The sequence below is a fragment of the Aquaspirillum sp. LM1 genome (assembly GCF_002002905.1).
GTDB lineage: Bacteria > Pseudomonadota > Gammaproteobacteria > Burkholderiales > Aquaspirillaceae > Rivihabitans.
This window is the reverse complement of record NZ_CP019509.1, coordinates 3904267-3922650: the sequence shown is the minus strand read 5'-3', so window position 1 is coordinate 3922650 and position 18384 is coordinate 3904267. Positions and strand designations below refer to the sequence as shown.

The 18384-nt window shown below is 63.5% G+C and carries 14 protein-coding genes and 1 pseudogene; 2 read left to right on the top strand and 13 right to left on the bottom strand.

Annotated elements, in window-relative coordinates; genetic code table 11:
* Nucleotides 1–111: 111 nt before the first annotated feature.
* The 12 genes and pseudogenes from BXU06_RS16985 to BXU06_RS16930 all read right to left on the bottom strand — a co-directional run bounded on the left by BXU06_RS16985 (nt 112) and on the right by BXU06_RS16930 (nt 15620).
* Nucleotides 112–1725 carry a methyl-accepting chemotaxis protein gene (locus BXU06_RS16985; protein ID WP_077302440.1) on the bottom strand — a complete coding sequence of 538 codons (1614 nt, stop codon included), beginning with the start codon at nt 1723–1725 and terminating at the stop codon, nt 112–114.
* 138 nt (nt 1726–1863) lie between these two features.
* Nucleotides 1864–3015 (bottom strand): porin, encoded by a 1152-nt coding sequence (locus tag BXU06_RS16980; protein ID WP_077302438.1) that lies wholly within the window; start codon nt 3013–3015, stop codon nt 1864–1866.
* Between the two features lie 427 nt (nt 3016–3442).
* Nucleotides 3443–4894, bottom strand: coding sequence for an alpha/beta fold hydrolase (locus BXU06_RS18535; RefSeq protein WP_077302436.1), 1452 nt, complete (start codon nt 4892–4894; stop codon nt 3443–3445).
* Between the two features lie 56 nt (nt 4895–4950).
* Nucleotides 4951–5698 (bottom strand): annotated as a pseudogene (locus BXU06_RS16970) (ABC transporter ATP-binding protein).
* Between the two features lies 1 nt (nt 5699).
* Nucleotides 5700–8552, bottom strand: a complete 2853-nt coding sequence (locus BXU06_RS16965) for a branched-chain amino acid ABC transporter permease/ATP-binding protein (RefSeq protein ID WP_077302434.1) — start codon at nt 8550–8552, stop codon at nt 5700–5702.
* Between the two features lie 184 nt (nt 8553–8736).
* Nucleotides 8737–9768 (bottom strand): 4-hydroxy-2-oxovalerate aldolase, encoded by a 1032-nt coding sequence (gene dmpG / locus BXU06_RS16960; protein WP_077302420.1) that lies wholly within the window; start codon nt 9766–9768, stop codon nt 8737–8739.
* Between the two features lie 20 nt (nt 9769–9788).
* Entirely contained in the window at nt 9789–10739 is a 951-nt protein-coding gene (locus BXU06_RS16955) for an acetaldehyde dehydrogenase (acetylating) (protein ID WP_077301984.1), read from the bottom strand.
* Between the two features lie 27 nt (nt 10740–10766).
* The gene (mhpD, locus tag BXU06_RS16950; RefSeq protein WP_077302418.1) at nt 10767–11558 is read right to left on the bottom strand and encodes a 2-keto-4-pentenoate hydratase; all 792 of its coding nucleotides are present in this window, start codon (nt 11556–11558) and stop codon (nt 10767–10769) included.
* The gene (locus tag BXU06_RS16945; RefSeq protein ID WP_077302416.1) at nt 11558–12700 is read right to left on the bottom strand and encodes an ABC transporter substrate-binding protein; all 1143 of its coding nucleotides are present in this window, start codon (nt 12698–12700) and stop codon (nt 11558–11560) included. Before BXU06_RS16945 ends, mhpD begins: the two co-directional genes overlap by 1 nt.
* A gap of 130 nt (nt 12701–12830) precedes the next feature.
* Complete coding sequence (locus BXU06_RS16940; protein WP_077302413.1) at nt 12831–13382, bottom strand: flavin reductase family protein; 552 nt, start codon at nt 13380–13382, stop codon at nt 12831–12833.
* A 13-nt stretch (nt 13383–13395) separates the two neighbouring features.
* Complete coding sequence (locus BXU06_RS16935; RefSeq protein ID WP_077302410.1) at nt 13396–14604, bottom strand: acyl-CoA dehydrogenase family protein; 1209 nt, start codon at nt 14602–14604, stop codon at nt 13396–13398.
* Between the two features lie 77 nt (nt 14605–14681).
* Entirely contained in the window at nt 14682–15620 is a 939-nt protein-coding gene (locus BXU06_RS16930) for a 3-carboxyethylcatechol 2,3-dioxygenase (RefSeq protein ID WP_077302407.1), read from the bottom strand.
* A 271-nt stretch (nt 15621–15891) separates the two neighbouring features.
* On the opposite strand from BXU06_RS16930, the gene BXU06_RS16925 reads away from it, so the two are divergent.
* Nucleotides 15892–16707, top strand: coding sequence for a DNA-binding transcriptional regulator (locus tag BXU06_RS16925; RefSeq protein WP_077302404.1), 816 nt, complete (start codon nt 15892–15894; stop codon nt 16705–16707).
* Between the two features lie 119 nt (nt 16708–16826).
* Here BXU06_RS16925 and BXU06_RS16920 read toward each other — a convergent pair whose 3' ends face one another.
* Nucleotides 16827–17483 (bottom strand): response regulator, encoded by a 657-nt coding sequence (locus BXU06_RS16920; RefSeq protein ID WP_077302401.1) that lies wholly within the window; start codon nt 17481–17483, stop codon nt 16827–16829.
* Nucleotides 17484–17775: 292 nt separating this feature from the next.
* On the opposite strand from BXU06_RS16920, the gene BXU06_RS16915 reads away from it, so the two are divergent.
* Nucleotides 17776–18375, top strand: coding sequence for a hypothetical protein (locus BXU06_RS16915; protein ID WP_077302398.1), 600 nt, complete (start codon nt 17776–17778; stop codon nt 18373–18375).
* Nucleotides 18376–18384 lie beyond the last annotated feature (9 nt).

Below are 18384 nucleotides of genomic sequence, written 5' to 3'. Positions count from 1 at the left end.
TCAATAGCTATTTGAGCATAACTTGATCTTGTGCAAGTTTGCTCGCAAAAACTAAGCTAAAGCGCAAGCTGTTGCACCAGGGGCGCGCCACCGCGCCCCCTTCGGTACACCTTACCGCAACACCACCACGCGAAAACGGCCCACCCGCTCCGCCAGCCCGGTTACCTGTGCCTGCACCGCCGCTACGCCGTGCTCCACCGCGTGCAAACACGCCTGATTGCCTGCCGCCTGCTGGCTCAGGCCGGTTACCTCCCCGGTGACTGCCGCCGCTGATTGCACCTGCGCCTGGCAGGCCTGGGCAATATGCTGGGCCTGGTCGGCCACCTGCTGGCTGCGCCCGGCAATCGCCTGCATGATGTCGCGCCCCGGCTGCACCGTGGTGTGGGCCAGATGGGCGTGGCGGGCGGCGGCCTGCATCGCCTGGCGGGTGCGCTGGGTCACCTGGCGAATCTCCTGCAGGCGCTGGCCAATGCCCTGGGTGCTGCCGGTGGTGCTTTCCGCCAGCCGGCGTACCTCGTCGGCCACCACGGCAAAGCCCCGCCCCTGCTCGCCGGCGCGGGCGGCTTCAATCGCGGCGTTGAGTGCCAGCAGATTGGTCTGGTCGGCAATGTCGCGAATCAGCTGGGCCATGCTGTCCACCTCGCCAATCGACTGCGTCAGCTGCTCCAGCGCCTGGGTGCCGTCGTCCACCGCCAGGGCGGCCTGGCGGGCGGCAGCGGCGGCAGTATCCAGCTGCTGGCAACCCTGCTGGATCAGGCTTAACGAACCTTCCGCCGCCTCGGCGGCGGTGTGGGCGGCGCTGGCCACGCCAGCCACCACTTCGGCATTGTCGGCGGTGGCGGCGTGGACGGTCAGCATGCCGGCCTGCTGGCTGGCTGCCGACTGGCTCAGTTGCGCAATCCGCTGGCGCAGTTGGCCGTTTTCCTGCTCGGTCAGCATCGCCGCCGTACGGATTTCATCCAGCAACACCTGCAAATGCCCTTGCATCACCCCCAATGACTCCTGCACATGGCCCACTTCATCCTCACCGCCCACCGGAATCTCCCGGCTCAGGTCGCCTTCGGCCATGCGCCGGAAGCACTGCACAATGTCGTGCAGGCCGCGCAGGGTGCGCTGCCCCAGCCAGCGGGCCGACCCCACGGTGGCTCCCCAGGCCAGCGCCGCCAGCGCCAGGCACAGCGGCTGGTAAGGTGCCACCGCCTGCGGGGCCAGCACCAGCGCCAGCACATCCGCCGCCAGCACACTGGCCGACACCCCCAGCGCGGCCAGCAGATGAAATGCCGTGACTCCGCTCCAGCGCTGGCGCATGGCCGACCGATAACGGCAGGCACCGCTGCGGATGTCGCGGTAGCGCTGTTCTTCGGCGGCAATCCGCTGCGGGCTGGCTTCGCTGCGAATGGCCATATAGCCGGTGATTTTCCCCTGGCGCAGTACCGGAATAATCAGCGAGTCTGACCACACATAGCCGCCATCGCGACGCAGGGTTTTGGCCATGCCACGCCAGGGCCGGCCCTGGGCGGTGGTCTGGCGGATATCGGCAATCAATTCGGGCGGCACATCGGGGTGAACAATCCGCCCCACCGCCAGCCCGAGCAGTTCCTCACGCGCGTAACCGGCCATCTCGGCAAAGGCCGGGTTGACGTAGGTCAGGTTGAAGTCAAGATCGTACTGACACACCACCACCTTGCCGCGCGGGAAAGGGGTTTCAACAGGAAAAAGCGTCATGCCACACGCTCCATTTTTGGGTTGTCGGGGTCATTGACGGGCTGGGCTCGTTTGTCAGCACCAGAAAAAAAGACCTCCATCTGGGGCAGAGGAGGTCCAAGCTGGGGTGCTGAAGCGTGCTAGCAAACAGGAAGAAAATCAGAAGGTGTGGCGCAGGCCAACGGCAAAGCCCTTCGGATCGGCACCAGCCGCCACATTGCCCACCGCGCCGATACCAAAGTCATAGTTGGCGGCGCTGTTGTTGCGGATTTCGCTGTACATGGCCTTGAGCAGGGTGCGTTTGGACAGGTCGTACTCGTAGCCCAGCGCGTAGTGCTGCGCCTTGCCGCTGTCGGCCAGGCTGCTATTGCCGCCGCTAAGCTTGCCCGACTGGCCATACTGGGCAATCACCCGGCCATGGTTGCCCACGCCCAGCGCACCGTTCACATACCAGACCGACTGCTTCAGCTCACGGGTGCCATATACCAGGCTGGCGGCCTGGGTCAGGTCGCCTTCGGTGCGGTCGTAAATCAGGCCAATCCGGGTATTGGCCGAAAAGCGGTAGATGGCAGCAGCGCGCAGGTCGGACAGTTTGCGAAAGGCGCTGACCGAGGTGGCGCTGCTGTCGTCGGCACCGGTGGTGGAGCGGGTATAAGACAAGCCAGCGTAGAGCGCGCTGTCTTCGTATTTCACGCCGATATTGGCGTTGTAGGCACGCGGGCCGCTGCCGTTTTCGCCGCTGCCGTACAGCGCGCTGGCGGAGAAGCCGGCAAAGCTGGGGGTGACATACTGCACCGAGTTGCGCAGGCGGCTGTCAAACAGGCCAATGGTGCCGGTGGCCTGGGTTTTCAGCGCCGGGTCGGTAATGGCAAAGTTGCCCAGCTTGCCCAGCAGGGCAGCAGACATGCCAATGCCGGTGGAGGCCTTGTTGATGTCGAAAATGCCGCCCATGGCGCGCGCCGATGAGGTGAGCAGGCCCAACTGCAGGGTGCCGGCGCTCGGGCTGGTCAGGCCGACAAAGCTGTCGCGGGTGGCAAAGTTGCCACCGCCGGTGTCAATGGCGATGCCGCTTTCCACTTGCCAGATGGCTTTCAGGCCATTGCCGAGGTCTTCGCTGCCCTTAAAGCCAATCAGCGAGCTATTGGAGTTGATGCGGGTGGTCTGGCCAATGTTCTTGCTGCTGTTGGCAGCGCCTCGGGCGCTGACGCTTTCCAGGGTTTCGTCGATGGCACCATACAGGGTGACATCGGCCAGAGCGGTGGCGCTCAGGCCGGCCAGGGTAGCGGCCAGCAGGGTGTGTGCGTGTTTCATGGTGTTTCCTCCAGTGGTGAGTCTCGTTATGCACGCCAGTTGCACTGGCGGTGCCTTGCCTGGCCCGTCAGTGACGGGCACATTCCGCTGCGCCGGGGGGCCAAGGAGCCCCGGCGCGGGCTGACCGCAGTCGCAGCCAGTCCATCAGGATGAAAAGAATGGGCCGATTTTTCCAATAGTTATTTCCTGCCCGTTCAGAGAAAAAAACGATGCATGCGCGGGCGCCATCAGGGGATCACGCTGACGCGCCCGCAGCAGAACAGCCAAAGTGCGGATTGGTGGCACGCGATGGCCGCACGCAGCCCGCCCCGCCGTGACAACACAGCGGTGGCCAGAGCGGCGTTGCCATCCTGGCCAGGCATGTGGCCGCAGACAGTACGGGGAGTACGGCCAAGGCCACGCCACAACGCCAGGGGGTTAACAGCGCTTAGTGCATCAGGAAATCCGCCACCATGCGGTTAAAGGCATCGGCGTGTTCCCACTGTGCCCAGTGGCCGCAGCGGTTGAAGATGTGCAATTGGGCGTTAGGCAGGCCCCACAGCAGGCGCAGGCCAATGTCCATCGGCACAAAGCGGTCGTCACGCCCCCAGATAATCAGCGTGGGCGCGGCAATTTCGCCCAGGCGTGGGCCGTAGTCGGTAAATTGTTTGGGATTGGCGGCCAGGCTTTTGACAAAGTTTTCCAGGTGATCGCGGCGGGCGAGCATATTGTCCAGCCGGGCCTGGAATAACGCTTCGGTCAGGCTGCTGCTGTCAAACACGAAGACCGCCATCATTTTTTTCAGGTTTTCAATACTGGGTTCGCGGTACAGCGCCTGCAGCAGCTTGATGCCTTCTGTGGGCATCGGCACGCTCTGGCTGGGGCCGCCAGTGCCGCCGCCCATCAACACCAGCTTGCCCACCCGCTCGGGGTAAGCCAGGGCAAACGCCACTGCGCTGTGGCCGCCCATGGAATTGCCGATGATATGCACCCGCGCCAGACCAATGGCGTCGAGCAGGCCCTTGAGCGCGCGGGCATTGAGTTCCGAGCGCGAGCCAGTGCAGATAATCGGGTCGCTTTTGCTCCAGCCGGGGCAATCCATCAGAATCACCCGGTAGCCAGCGGCCACCAGCGGTTCGACATTGCGGTTGAAGTTGGCCCAGCCACTGGCACCGGGGCCGGAGCCGTGCAGCATCACCACGGTTTCGCTGCCGCTGCCGGCATCGTTGTAGTGCAGTTGCAGGTCCAGCTCACCTTCGCGGATGCGGACAAAACGGCTGGTGGCGGCTTCGGTCAGGACAGATTCGCTCATCGGGGCATTCCTTGGTCGGACAGGGGGAAAGTCATCAGGGTAGGGGCCAATGCCCAGCCCCACCGGCGGCGGTGCAGCAGCCACCAGGCGGGAAAACAGCGCGGTGAATTCCGCCGGCGCTTCAGCCAGTGCCACGTCCATCGCTGCCCAGTCGTCGGCCAGCAGATGCTGGCGCAGCAAGGGCAGCAGCTGTTGCTCTTCCTGCAGCATCAGGCTGCGGTAAAAGGTGGCGTAGGCGTCAAAGGCAACGCTGAGCGGGCCAACCTCGTGCGGCTGGGCGCAATAGGCGTCCAGCGCAGCACGCAGGGCCTGGGCGCGCACGCTGGTTTCGCCATGGCGGGCGGCCAGCTCGGCCAGCAGGGCGTCGCCAGCCTGGGTGCGTGCGCGCAGCCGGGCAAACAGCAGGCGCTCTTCGCGCGGGTGGTGGCATTCGGTTGGGTAAGCGTCCAGGTAGTGGACCATGGCACGCAGCAGGGCCATGTCGGGCTGCAGCCGGCCAGCGGCAATTTCCTTGAGCATGAAATGCAGGGCATGCAGGATGGCGGCCAGAGACTGGTGTTCGTCGGCAAGCACTTGAAGGGCATGCATGGTGTAACGCTCCTTGGCAGGGAATGGGCGGGATGGCAGTTTTTTTCAGTGTTTCCCTAGCTGGCCAGCATGTCCTGATGCTTGCTGGCCAGGCCCAGATAGCTTTCGATCACCCGGGGGTCGTTGCGCAGCGCGGTGGCGTCGCCTTCCATTTTCACGCTGCCGTTTTCCAGCACATAGGCATATGTCGGCCACTTGCAGCGCGGCGCGGGCGTTTTGCTCCACCAGCAGGATCGACACCCCACGCCGGCGCAGCTCGGCGATGATGCGAAAGATTTCGCGCACAATCAGCGGGGCCAGGCCCAGGCTGGGTTCGTCCAGCATCAGCAGCTTGGGCTTGGCCATCAGCGCACGGCCCACTGCCAGCATCTGCCGCTCGCCGCCCGACATGGTGCCAGCCTGCTGGAGGCGGCGTTCTTTCAGCCGGGGAAACAGGCTGTACACTTCTTCCATGGTGTCGGCGTGGTCGCGGTGGCCATGGCGGTGGCGCTGAAACGCGCCCAGCAGCAGGTTGTCCTCAATGGTCATGCTGCCAAACAGCTCGCGTTTTTCCGGCACCAGATTCATGCCGCGCACCACCATGCGCTCCACTTCCGGCACGCCTTCCACCTGGCCATCAAAGCTCACCTGGCCGCGCGAGGGCAACAGGCCCATGATGGCCGACAACGTGGTGGTCTTGCCGGCACCGTTGGGGCCGATCACGGTGACAATTTGCCCCTCGCCCACGTTCAGGCTCACCTGGCTGACCGCCTCCACCTTGCCGTAGGCCACCGACAACTGGCTGACTTGCAGAACATTGGCCATGTCACACCCCTCCCAGATAGGCTTCGAGCACGGCGGGGTCTTGCTGCACCGCTTCTGGCAGGCCTTCGGCAATTTTTTCGCCAAACTCCATCACCACCACCCGGTCAACCAGGTTCATCACAAAGTCCATGTCGTGCTCCACAATCAGCACCGCCATGCCTTCGGCGCGCAGGCGCTTGAGCAATTCGGCCAGCGCCTGTTTTTCTTTCAGCCGCAGACCGGCAGCGGGTTCGTCCAGCAGCAGCAGGCACGGGTCGGCACACAGTGCGCGGGCAATTTCCAGAATCCGCTGCTGGCCCAGCGCCAGGCTGCCGGCTTCGGCGTGCATGAATTCACCCAGGCCAACACGCTCCACCTGAATGGCCGCTTCGCGCAGCAGGCGGGCTTCTTCTCGCCGGTCCAGCCGCCAGGCTGCCGACAGCACCCCCTGCTGGCCGCGCCGATGCGCGCCAATGGCCACGTTTTCCAGCACGCTCATCGTGGGCAGCAGCTTCACATGCTGAAAAGTGCGGCTCATGCCCAGCGCGGCGATATCGCGCGACTGGCGTCCGGTCACCGGCTGGCCCCGGAACAGCACCTCGCCCGAGGTGGGGGTATCCACGCCAGACAGCTGGTTGAACATGGTGCTTTTACCGGCACCATTGGGGCCGATCAGCGCCAGGATTTCGCCCGCCTGCACGCTCAAACTCATATTGTTGTTGGCCACCAGACCGCCAAACTTGCGGGTCACCGCGCGGGCCTCCAGAATCACCTCGCCGTGCGGCGGCTGCGGTTTTTTCGCCAGCGGTGCGGCGTGGGTATCGATGACTTTGGGCGTCTGGCGCACCGGCAACAGCCGCGCCAGCAGCGGCCACAGGCCATCGCGGGCGCGGTGCAGCACCACAATCATCATCAGGCCAAACACAATCACCTCAAAATGGCCCGCCGAGCCAAACAGCTTGGGCAGAATGTCCTGCAGCCACTGCTTGAGCACAGTGATCACCCCGGCCCCCACCAGCGCGCCCCACACCTGCCCCGCCCCGCCCACCACAGCCATGAACAGGTATTCGATGCCGATATGCAGGCCAAACGGAGTGGGATTCACAAAGCGTTGCAGGTGGGCATACAGCCAGCCGGCGGCGCAGGCGTGCAGCGCGGCCAGCACAAAAATCACCATCCGCGCCCGCGAGGTGTTCACCCCCATCGCCTCGGCCATCACCATGCCGCCCTTGAGTGCGCGAATTGCCCGGCCCTCGCGGGAATCCAGCAGGTTTTTGGTGGTGAACAGCGCCACCAGCACAAACGCCCACACCAGATAGTAGTAATGTCGGCTGTCCACCAGATCGACCCCGAACAGGGCAATCGGCGGCAGGTTAGATAGGCCGGAATGGCCGCCCAGGAATTCCATATTGCCAAACAGGAAGTACAGCGAAATGCCCCAGGCCATGGTGCCCAGCGGCAAATAGTGGCCCGACAGTTTCAGGCTGAGCGAACCCAGCACCATCGCCACGGTGGCTGTCAGCGCCAGCCCGAGCAGCAGCGCCAGCCACGGCGACCCGCCGGCAAACGCCAGCCAGGCCGGCAGTTCGCTGGCGGTGGTCAGCCAGGCGGTGGTATACGCGCCCAGGCCGACAAACGCCGCCTGACCAAAACTGGTCAGCCCGCCCACCCCGGTGAGCAGCACCAGGCCCAGCGCCACCAGTGCCGACAGGCCAACATAATTGAGCAGGGTGACGTAAAACTCCGGCAGCAGCAGCGGTGCCAGCAGCAGGCACAGCAGAAAAGCGCCCAGCACCCAGCGCGGGTCAATCCAGCCGGAGCGCGCCGGGGTGCTGCTTGGCAGCAGGGTTTCTTCCTCGACATGGTGGGTGGACCACGACAGCCAGATCAGCACCGGAATAATCAGGGTGAACACCAGTACATCCTTGAAGGCACTGGCCCAGAACGACGAAAACGACTCCAGCAGGCCCACCACCAGCGCGCCCGCCGCCGCCAGCGGATAACTGGCCAGCCCGCCAATGATGGCGGCAACAAACCCTTTCAGGCCAATCAGGAAACCGCTGTCGTAATAGATGGTGGTAATCGGTGCCACCAGCAGACCCGACAGCGCGCCAATCAGCGCCGCCACCAGAAAGGTTTGCCGCCCGGCCAGTGCCGGGGAAATCCCCATCAGCCGTGCGCCGTTGCGGTTGATCGCCGTGGCGCGCAGCGCCTTGCCGGCCAGGGTGCGGTCAAAAAACAGGTACAAACCAATAATCAGCGCCAGCGAAGCGCCCACCACCACCAGGGTGTGTCCGCCAATCATCAGGCTGCCCAGTTCAATCTGGGCATCGCTGAACGGCGTGGTGCGCGAGCCTTCCGGGCCAAAGATCAGCAGGCCCAGGCCCACCATCACCAGATGCAGCGCCACAGAAATGATCAGCAGGATCAGCACCGGCGCTTCCGCCACCGGCTGGAACACCAGCCGATACAACATCGGCCCCATCGGCACCACAATCGCCAGGGTCAGCGCCACCTTGACCAGTGCAGGCAGGTCGGCCAGCGGCAGCTGGGCCAACGTCCCGGCCAGTGCCAGCGGATAGGCCAGGTTCCACAGCGCCGAATGCAGCAGCCGGCGAGACTGGCCGCGTGCGCTGGCCAGGTCGGCCAGCAGGGTCAGCCCGCCCGCCGCCAGCAGCAGCCACACCGTGCCAGGGTACTGGCCGGCTTCCAGCGCGGCCATGGTCAACGCGCCCCAGGCAAGAAACTCGCCCTGGGGAATGAAAATAATCCGGGTGACGGCAAACACCAGCACCAGCGCCAACGCCAGCAGGGCGTAGATGGCACCATTGGTGATACCGTCCTGCCCGAGCAGGGCAAAAATCTGGGCATCCATTCAAGGACTCCTGTGTCCAGCAGCCGCACCAACGCCAATGCGGCTGTCCCCTGGCCGGCGCACGCGCCGCACAGAGGTCAGCCGCCTGACGCCGCAGCGGCGGTCGAGCGATAAAACGGGAACACGGTTCCAGCCGCCGGCCAGAGGCGCGGCGTAAACCGGGAAAACCGGCACAAGGTTGAGATCAGGCAAACAAACCGCGCGCCCGCGCCATCGTCATCGCCGTATCCTCAATCATATCCTCCTGCCCGCCCACCATCCCGCGCCGGCCCAGCTCCACCAGGATCTCCCGCGCCGGTACCCCATACTTCTGGCTGGCCCGTTTGGCAAACAGCAGGAACGACCCATACACCCCGGCATAGCCCAGGGTCAGCGCATCGCGGTCAATGCGGATCGGGAAGTCCATCATCGGCACTACCAGGTCCTCGGCCACGTCGGTGATCTTGGCCACATCCACCCCGGTGTCGATGCCCATCAGGCTGCACACGGCAATCAGCACTTCCATGGGGGTGTTGCCGGCTCCAGCTCCCAAGCCAGCGGCAGCGGCGTCAATCCGTGTGGCGCCGACTTCAATGGCGGCAATGCTGTTGGCCACGCCCATGGCCAGGTTGTGATGGCCGTGGAAGCCGAGTTCGGTGTCTGGTTTGAGGGCGTCACGTACTGCGCCGAGGCGGGCTTTGACGCCATCGGGCAACAGATGGCCGGCGGAGTCGGTGATGTAGATACAGTTGGCCCCATAGCTTTCCATCAGCCTGGCTTGTTTGACCAAGCCCTCCGGGCTGTTCATATGGCTCATCATCAAAAAGCCAACGGTGTCCATGTCCAGTTTGCGCGCCAGGGTGATGTGCTGTTCCGACACATCCGCTTCGGTGCAGTGGGTGGCGACGCGGATGGTGTGTACGCCCAGGTCACGTGCCATTTTCAGGTGATCGACGGTGCCGATGCCGGGCAATAGCAGGGCGGAGACTTTGGCCTGGGTCATCTTCGGGATCACCGCACCGAGGTATTCTTCGTCGGTATGCGCCGGGAAGCCGTAATTCACTGAGGAGCCGCCCAGGCCATCGCCATGGGTGACTTCAATCAGTGGTACACCGGCTTGGTCCAGGCCGGTGGCGATGCTGACCATTTGTTCCAGCGTCATCAAATGGCGCTTGGGGTGCATGCCGTCACGCAGGGTCATGTCGTGGACGGTGATCTTTTTGCCGTTCAAGGTCATCACAAATTCTCCAGGGGGACTCAGTGCGCGCCGCAACCGGCGGTGCGGGCGATGCCCACGGTGTCGGTCGGGGTCAGTGTCAGCCGACCGGCGAGGATCTGTTCGGCAAACATTTCGGCGGTGCGCGCACCGGCGGCGGTCATGATGTCCAGGTTGCCGGCGTAGGTGGGCAGGAAGTCGCCCAGGCCTTGTACTTCCAGAAACACCGATACCCGATTGCCGTCAAATACCGGGCCATTGACCAGACGATAGCCGGGCACATACTTCTGCACCTCGTGGATCATGGCGTGGATGGATGCGGTGATGGCGGCCTGGTCGGGTGTGGTTTCGGTCAGGCAATGCACGGTATCGCGCATGATCAGCGGCGGTTCTGCCGGGTTGATGATGATGATCGCCTTGCCCTTCTTGGCGCCGCCAACTTTCTCCACTGCGCCAGCAGTGGTGCGGGTGAACTCGTCGATGTTCTTGCGTGTGCCCGGCCCGGCGCTCTTGCTGGAGACGGTGGCGACAATCTCGCCATACGCCACGGGCTGGACCCGGCTGATGGCGGCGACCATCGGGATGGTGGCCTGGCCACCGCAGGTGACCATATTCACATTCATCTCACCGCGGCCAACATGCTGGGCCAGATTCACTGGCGGGACACAGTACGGGCCAATGGCGGCTGGGGTCAGATCAATCATCAACACCCCCAGTGCATTGAGCTTGCGGGTGTTCTCGGCGTGGACATAAGCCGAGGTGGCGTCAAAGGCGATTTGTACGCCATCGGCCAGCACATGGGGGAGCAGACCATCGACGCCGTCAGCGGTGGTCTTCAACCCCAGTTCGGCGGCGCGTTTGAGGCCTTCGGATTCCGGGTCGATGCCGACCATCCAGACCGGGTCAAGGACGGGGCTGCGGCGGAGTTTGTAGAGCAGGTCGGTGCCGATGTTGCCGGGGCCGATCAGCGCGCATTTGATTTTTTGGCTCATTGCAATTCTCTCGTGGGGGGAGGCGACTCAAGCGAACACGGCAGTGACTGAACCCAGACCGGCAATCTCGGCGACAAAGGTCTGGCCTGGCCCGGCATTCACCATGGGGCCCAAGGCCCCGGTCAGCACCATGTCGCCGGCCTGCAGCGGACGGCCATAGCGCACCATCACGTCGGCCAGCCAGACGGCGGCGTTCAGCGGGTTGCCCAGGCAGGCGCGACCGTTGCCGCGCGACACCACCTCGTCGCCCTGTCGCATTTCCATGGCGCAGGCGGCCAGGTCGAATTCTCCCAGCCGGCGCGGCTGGCTGCCGAGCACAAACAGGCCGCTGGAGGCGTTGTCGGCCACGGTATCGACAAAGCGGATGTTCCAGTGGGCAATACGGCTGTCCACCACCTCAATGGCGGGCAGCGCGTAGTCAGTGGCGCGGATCAGGTCGGCGTAGGTGTGACGCTCGTGGGTGAGATCTCGCCCCAGCACCAGGGCGATTTCGGCTTCGACCTTGGGCTGGATCAGCCGGCCTGTGGCAATGGCTTCGCCATCGCCGACGGCCATGTCGGCAAACAGCATGCCGAAGTCGGGTTGATCAACGCCGAGCTGGGCCTGGACGGCCAGCGAGGTGAGGCCGATCTTGCGACCGACCAGACGCCGGCCTGCGGCCAGTGCGCGTTCGGTGTTGTGGTTCTGGATGGCGTAGGCGCTGTCTGCATCCGGGGTGGCCAGGCGATCGCGCAGTGGGGCAATGGGCTGGCCGCTGGTGGCGGCATGGTGCAGCAGGGCGGCGGCGGCGGCGGCATTCAACAAGGTGGTATCAGACATCACTTCACCAGCTTCCAGCGGTTGTTTTCCACCTTGATCAGCACAATGGCGCTGGCGTCGTAGCCGGCGTGGTCAGCGGCGCTCATGGTGTACACGCCATTGACGCCCACCAGCCGGCCATTTTTCTCCAGCCCGTTGCGCAGGGCAGCGCGAAACTCCGGCGTGCCAGACTTCACCTTGGCTTTCTGGGCGCTGACAATGGCATTTTGCAACAGCAGCCAGGCATCCCACGACGCGCCGGCAAAGGTGGAGCGCGAATCCGGCCCGTGCTTGGTTTCCAGTTCTTTCACAAATGCCACGCTGGCTTTTTTGGTCGGGTGGCTATCTGGCAGTTGTTCGGCCACCAGCACCGGGCCAACCGGAATCAGCGCACCTTCAATCGCCTTGCCGCCCACGCGCAGGAATTCCTTGCTGGTCACGCCGTGCGACTGATACACCTTGCCCTTGTAGCCGCGCTCACGCAGGGTGATTTGCGGCATGGCCGCCGGGGTACCCGACGCGCCGACAAACACCACATCCGGCTTGGCCGCCATCACCTTGAGCACCTGCGCCTGCACGCTGGGGTCAGCCCGACCGTAGCGTTCGCTGGCGACAATGGTCAGCTTGCCTTCGCTGGCCTTGGTCAGCGCTTTCAGCAGCAGTTCGCCCCATGAATCGGAAAAGCCGATAAAGCCAACGGTCTTTGCCCCGCCGGCCACCATGTCGGCCACCACGCGGTTGACCATCAGGTCAGCCGACGGCTCGCTGCGGAACACAAAGCCGCGCTTGTCGCCGCTGACTTCCAGCGGCGCGACGGACACCATCGGGGTTTTTTCGGCATTGGCCACGTCGGCCATGGCGGTGGCGGTGCTGATCAGGTTGGGGCCAAGAATGGCGTCCACCTTGTCTTCGGAAATCAGCTTGCGCACGTTTTTCACCGCGCTGGTCGGGTCGGTGGCATCGTCCAGCACAATAAAATTGACCTTTTCGCCGCCCACGCTGGTGGGAAACAGCGCCACGGCCTTTTTGGTTTCCGCGCCCAGGGCAGCGGCGGGGCCGGTCAGCGAGGCAATCACGCCGACAGTGATATCGGCCAGCGCCGGGGTGGCGGCCATCAGCGCCACGACGGGCAGGACAATGCGCGGGGTCAGGGTCGGTTTCATTTTTTGTCTCCTCTGTATCGGTCACGCCAGGCGGCGCGCCGGGTTTTGGCATCACTGGCCAGCACCGCGCCCCCGGTGCGGGGCATGGAAGATTCCACACGCCGGCCAGGGGCTCGGGGGCAAGCGTTTTTTATTGGGCAATCCGGCGGAAACCACCGTTCAGGTAAATCAGCGCCTCGCCGTCGTTGCGCTCGCGGGTGGCGAGCACTTCGCACAAAAAGGCGTGGTGGGTGCTTTCGTCAAACACCTTGATCACCCGGCAATCAAAATTGGCCAGGGTGTCGTCCAGCGTGGGCGCGCCGGTGCTCAGTTCGCGCCACTGGCCGTAGTCAAAGCGGGCGTCGCCATGCACGCCTTCCACCATGCCGGCAAATGCCTTGGCCACGTCTTCCTGCTCGCCGGCCAGTACATTCACGCACAGCGCGCCGCTGTTCAGGATCACCTGGTTGGCCACCACGTTTTTATTGACGAACACCACCAGCCGGGGCGGGTCAGCGGTCACCGAGCACACCGCCGTGGCAGTCAGCCCGGCGCGCTGTTCGCCGTCGCGTGCGGTAATGATCGACACGCCCACGGCAAAGTGGCGCATGCCGTAGCGATGGTCTTCGGCGCTGACCGTGGGCATGGCCGCCAGGGTGGCGTTCGGGGTCCAGTCCAGCACTTGGTTGATTTGCGGATTCATCGTGTGCGTCCTCTCAAACCTGGCCAGGCTTGGCGCCAAACGGGTTGGCCGCCGGCAGCGGGTTGCCCAGCAGATGGCCACCCAGCAGGTCGCCGATATTGTCCTGGTTCTGGGTGATATGGTTGGCCCCAACCAGAATGTCGCGCATCTGCCGCTGCATCGGGCTGCTCATCCAGATGCCACGGGTGGAGGTTTTCTTGAAGATCATGTGCGCCGCGTCAAAGCACTCACCGCCGGTAAACTGGTTGCTGGCAAAGTGGCGGATGCGGATATCCAGCGGCACCAGTTCGCCACGCGAGGCATAGCCCCAGGCTTCGTCGGTGTTGTGCAGCACACGGGTGGTGGCACCCAGAATCTTGGCGTAGGCCTCACCCAGCCGGCTCTTGATGAACGGATCGTTGACCGCCGCCCCCACCGCCTGGTTGATGTTCTGACGCGGTACCATATGGTCGACGTACAAATCCACCATGCCGCCTGCCATGCCGATGATCACCGACGATACTGCCGCATAGAACACATAGAAAAACGGCATCTTGTACAGGTTTTCCACCTGGCCGTGCGACTGCTGGTCATACGCGCCAATCACATGGCTGCGGTAATCCGGGATGAATACATCCTTGATGATCAGCTTCTTGCTGCCGGTGCCGGCCAGACCCACCACATGCCAGTCGTCAACAATGTCGAAGTCCTTGCGCTGAATCCAGAACGAACGGAATACGGTTTCGCCGTTTTCCGCCACCCGACCGCCAACAAAGGCACCGCCAGCCGCGTGGTCGCAGCCGCTGGAAGTCAGCCATTCGCCGTTGAGTACATAGCCGCCTTCGGTCTTGCTCACTGTGCCAAACGGCGCGTAGGACGACGACACCAGTGTGGTGTTGTCACTGCCCCACAGCTCGTCGCCGCAACGCGGATCGAGCAGACCCACTTCAAACGGATGCACGCCCAGCACCATCACATTCCAGGCGCTGGACGGACAGCCGCGCGCCAGCTCCATCAGCACCCGGTTCAGCACATTCGGGTGCATCTGATAGCCGCCCCAGCGCTTGGGCTGCAAAATCTTGAAAAACCCGGCGTCCTGAAACGCCTGAATGGTTTCCTTTGGCACCATGCGTGCCTGCTCGCAGGCTTCGGCGCGTTCGCGCAGCAGCGGAATCAGCTCGCGGGCGCGCTGGACAATCTGTTCTTCGCTCGGCTGCGACACGGCGGTATCAATCTGGCTCATCGGTAAAACTCCTGAATAGTGTGATTCATGGCGGGCGGCGCATCTCGCCTGCCCGCTGATGACGGGTAGGCCAGCGCTTATTGCGCCTGAGCGCTCACCACGCCGTAGCCGGCAATCCATTCGTTGATCGGGCGGTAGTAATCCTGGCGCGCCTGGTAGGGGCCAGTGGCCGCCAGCGCGGCAAATGCCGCCACCCAAGTGCGGATTTCGTGGGTGGAACGCCCCGCTGCACGGGAAATGGCCTCAATATCAAAGTCGTCCACCTCGGCCAGCCGGCCCTGGCACATCTGCTGGATGAAAGCCAGATCCCAGTCCACATTCAGCGGAGTCAGCGGACATTCCGGCGTGCCAAACACCATGCCGGTGGCCAGGGTGCGTGCCTGGCGGGCGGCGCGGAATTCTGGCGTCGGATTGCGCCCGGCAATCAGGAATTCGGCAATTTCATCTGGCGCACCGGCCAGCAGCGGCACGGGCGGCTCATGCGACAGCCCGCCGGTGCCCAGAATCAGCACGCGCTTGTTCAGCGTGGCCAGAAACGTCCCCACCGCTTCCCCCAGCTTGCGTACCCGGCGGTAGGGGCCAAACGGCGGTGCCACTGAATTGATGATGATCGGAATCACCGGGTAGCGGGTCAGGCTGCCGGTCAGCTCTTCCAGCGTCTGGGTGCAACCGTGGTCCACCTGCAGGCGGTGCGACAGGGCAATGTCGATGTCGCTGTTCAGGATATGTTTGGCCAGATCCAGCGCCAGATCCTGGGGAACCGACAGCGACCCCAGTGGGGTTTGGTAATCGCCCACCGAGTCGGCGGCGGTGGCAATCACAAACGGCGGCATCAGGTCGTAAAACAGGCCGTTGTAGTGGTCTGGGGCAAAGATCACGATCAGTTCGGGATCAAACGCCTCCACCTCGGCCCTGGCCTGGGCCAGCACCGCGTCCACTTCGGCCACTACCTCGGCGCCGGGGTCATTGAGGCCGCGCAACGGCGTGTGCGACAGGCATTTCAGGGTGATGCTCATGAAAAAAACTCCTCGATCCGATGGGCCACCCCACGCCGGCGCCAGCGTCAGGTCAGCCCCTTCCAGGGGGTGCATTCGGGTCAGGCGATGGCCTGTGCCATCCACCGTGGCGCAGGGGCATGCAGCCGCCACCTGGCACCATACCCATCTTGTTGTTGTGGGTAGGGCGATTCTAGGCAGCGCGCCGTCGTCGCCATAATTTATTTGCCGGATAGGCACACTGTGCACAATACTGTTTTACAAGACTATTTTTGTTGCTTCTGGAGCGCGTATGCCATCTTCCCGCCATACCCCGTACCCGCATGTGCAAAGCCTGAGCCGGGGCCTGGCCCTGCTGCACGCCATCAACCGCTCAGCCAATGGCTGGGCCAGCATCGCCGACCTGAGCGCCAGCACCGGCCTGCACCGCACCACCGTGCGCCGCCTGCTGGAAACCCTGCAAAGTGAAGGCTATGTGCGCCGCAGCGCGTCGGATGACAGCTACCGGCTCAATCTGAAAGTGCGCCAGCTCAGCGATGGCTTTACCGACGATGAATGGATTTCTGAAGTGGCCAATCCGGTGCTGGGCGAATTGCTGCAAACCCTGGTGTGGCCCTCGGACCTGAGCACGATTGATGGCGACAGCATGCTGGTGCGGGAAACCACCCACCGCTTCAGCCCGCTGTCGTTTCACCGGGCGATGATTCGCCAGCGCATGCCGCTGCTGTTTACCTCAGCCGGGCGCGCCTATCTGGCCTGGTGCAGTGAAGAAGAACGCCTGCAAATCCTGCAACTGCTGGCCGCCGGCCACGACGAACAGGCCAGTTTTGCCCGCCAGCCGGCGCTGGTGACGCAAATGCTCGACAAGGTGCGTCGTCAGGGCTATGCCACCAATGAGGGGGAATGGCAGGCGCAACAGAAAATTGCCGCGATTGCCCTGCCGATCCGGCATCAGGGCGGGATTCTGGGCTGTCTGAATGTGGTGTTTCTGAAAAAGGCGATGAGTGTGGGCGAGGCTGCCGAGCGCTACTTGCCGGCGTTGCGGGCGGCGATTGCCAAGATTGAAAGCCGGCTGGACGCCAGCCGGAATGGGGAAACCATCAGTTGAATGGCGCGGCGTGAGTGAGACGCCCGGCCTGCATCAGGCGGCGAGGGCAGGGTGCGTGACCCCAGCGGGGCCGTCATGCCAGCACAGCAGCGCCCCCTACCCTGACGCAATCAGCGCCTTTACCCGCCGAGCTGATAGCCCACGCCACGGTGGGTACGGATGAAATTGGCCCCGAGCTTTTTGCGCAGATGGTGGATATGCACTTCCACCGCATTGCTGGCCACTTCCTGGTTCCAGCCGTACAGTTTTTCTTCAATCTGCTGACGTGACAACACCTTGTTGCGGTTGTCCAGAAACAGTTCCAGCAGTTGAAACTCCTTGCCGGTCAGTTCGATGTCCTGACCCTGATAACAGGCGCGGTGCGCGCCGGGGTCCAGGCTCAGCCCGGCGTGTTCCAGCATCGGGCTGGCGCGGCCATGGGCGCGGCGCACCACGGCGCGCAGCCGGGCCACCAGCTCACCCAGGGCAAACGGCTTGACCAGATAATCGTCCGCCCCGGCGTCCAGCCCCAGGATGCGGTCTTCGACCGTGTCACGGGCGGTGAGCAGCAGCACCGGCAGCGGGTTGCTGTGCCGGCGCATGTCGCGCAGCAGGTCCAGACCGGACAGGCGCGGCAGGTTGATGTCCAGCACCATGCCGTCGTAGTCCACCACTTCCAGCGCCGAGCGTGCCGAGACGCCGTCCTTGATCCAGTCCACGGTAAACCCGGTTTGCCGCAAGCCGGCTTCCACGCCGTCCCCCAGCAACAGATCATCTTCTACCAGCAGGATACGCATGGCTCTCTCCAACACCCAGACTGGCCAGCCAGGGCATGCCCACGGTCAGCACAGCAATACAGATTTTCAACAAAAGCGTTCATCCGCGCACTGTACGTGAAGCGCAAGCGTCATGGCTTGAGCCTGAGCAAGGTTTTTGTATCCATTTGCCATGAGCTGCGTCAGGCAAGGCCCAGACGGTCAGCGGTCAGAAACTGACCAGTTATTCAGCATATGGCGTTAAGCCACACTTCAGACAGGGGCTTTACTGTAGCAAGCAGTTTTCACCCACCTTGAGATCTGGAGCCACCCCATGGGACACAAATCGAACACCTACGCGTCCACCTCTTCGCTGAGCAGCAGCACATCTGGCCAGGAAAATGGCTATCGGATTGCACTGAGCAATGGCAGCCTGAGCGCCATCTACAAGGTTGAACACGGTCGCAGCACGCTCAAGCGCGCAGACAGCGACGAAAGCTGGGCGCTCAATGGCAATCAGTTGGTCAAGACCGAGCAGGAGCACGGCGTCACGCAAACCACGGTATACACCGACAGCGATGGCAACGGCATTTACACCCGGCAAAGCCAGAGCAGCACCAGCAGCCACGATGGCAGCAGCCTGACCGTCAGCACCAGCCAGGAAGGCTACCGCTTTGACATCAGCAACGGCAGCGTGCTGGCAGTGTATGAAATCGAACATGGTCGCAGCCAGCTCAAGCGTATCGACGCGGATGAAATCTGGGTGGTCAGCAATGGTCAGGTGAGCAAGATCGAGCAGGAGCATGGCGCCACCCACACCACGGTATACACCGACAGCGATGGTGACGGCATTTACCAGGCGGTGCGCAATGGCTCAGACGATGGCGCCATCCGTCTGAGTGGCGTCAACGACGACACCGGCTGGCCAGGCTGAACGCGGAAG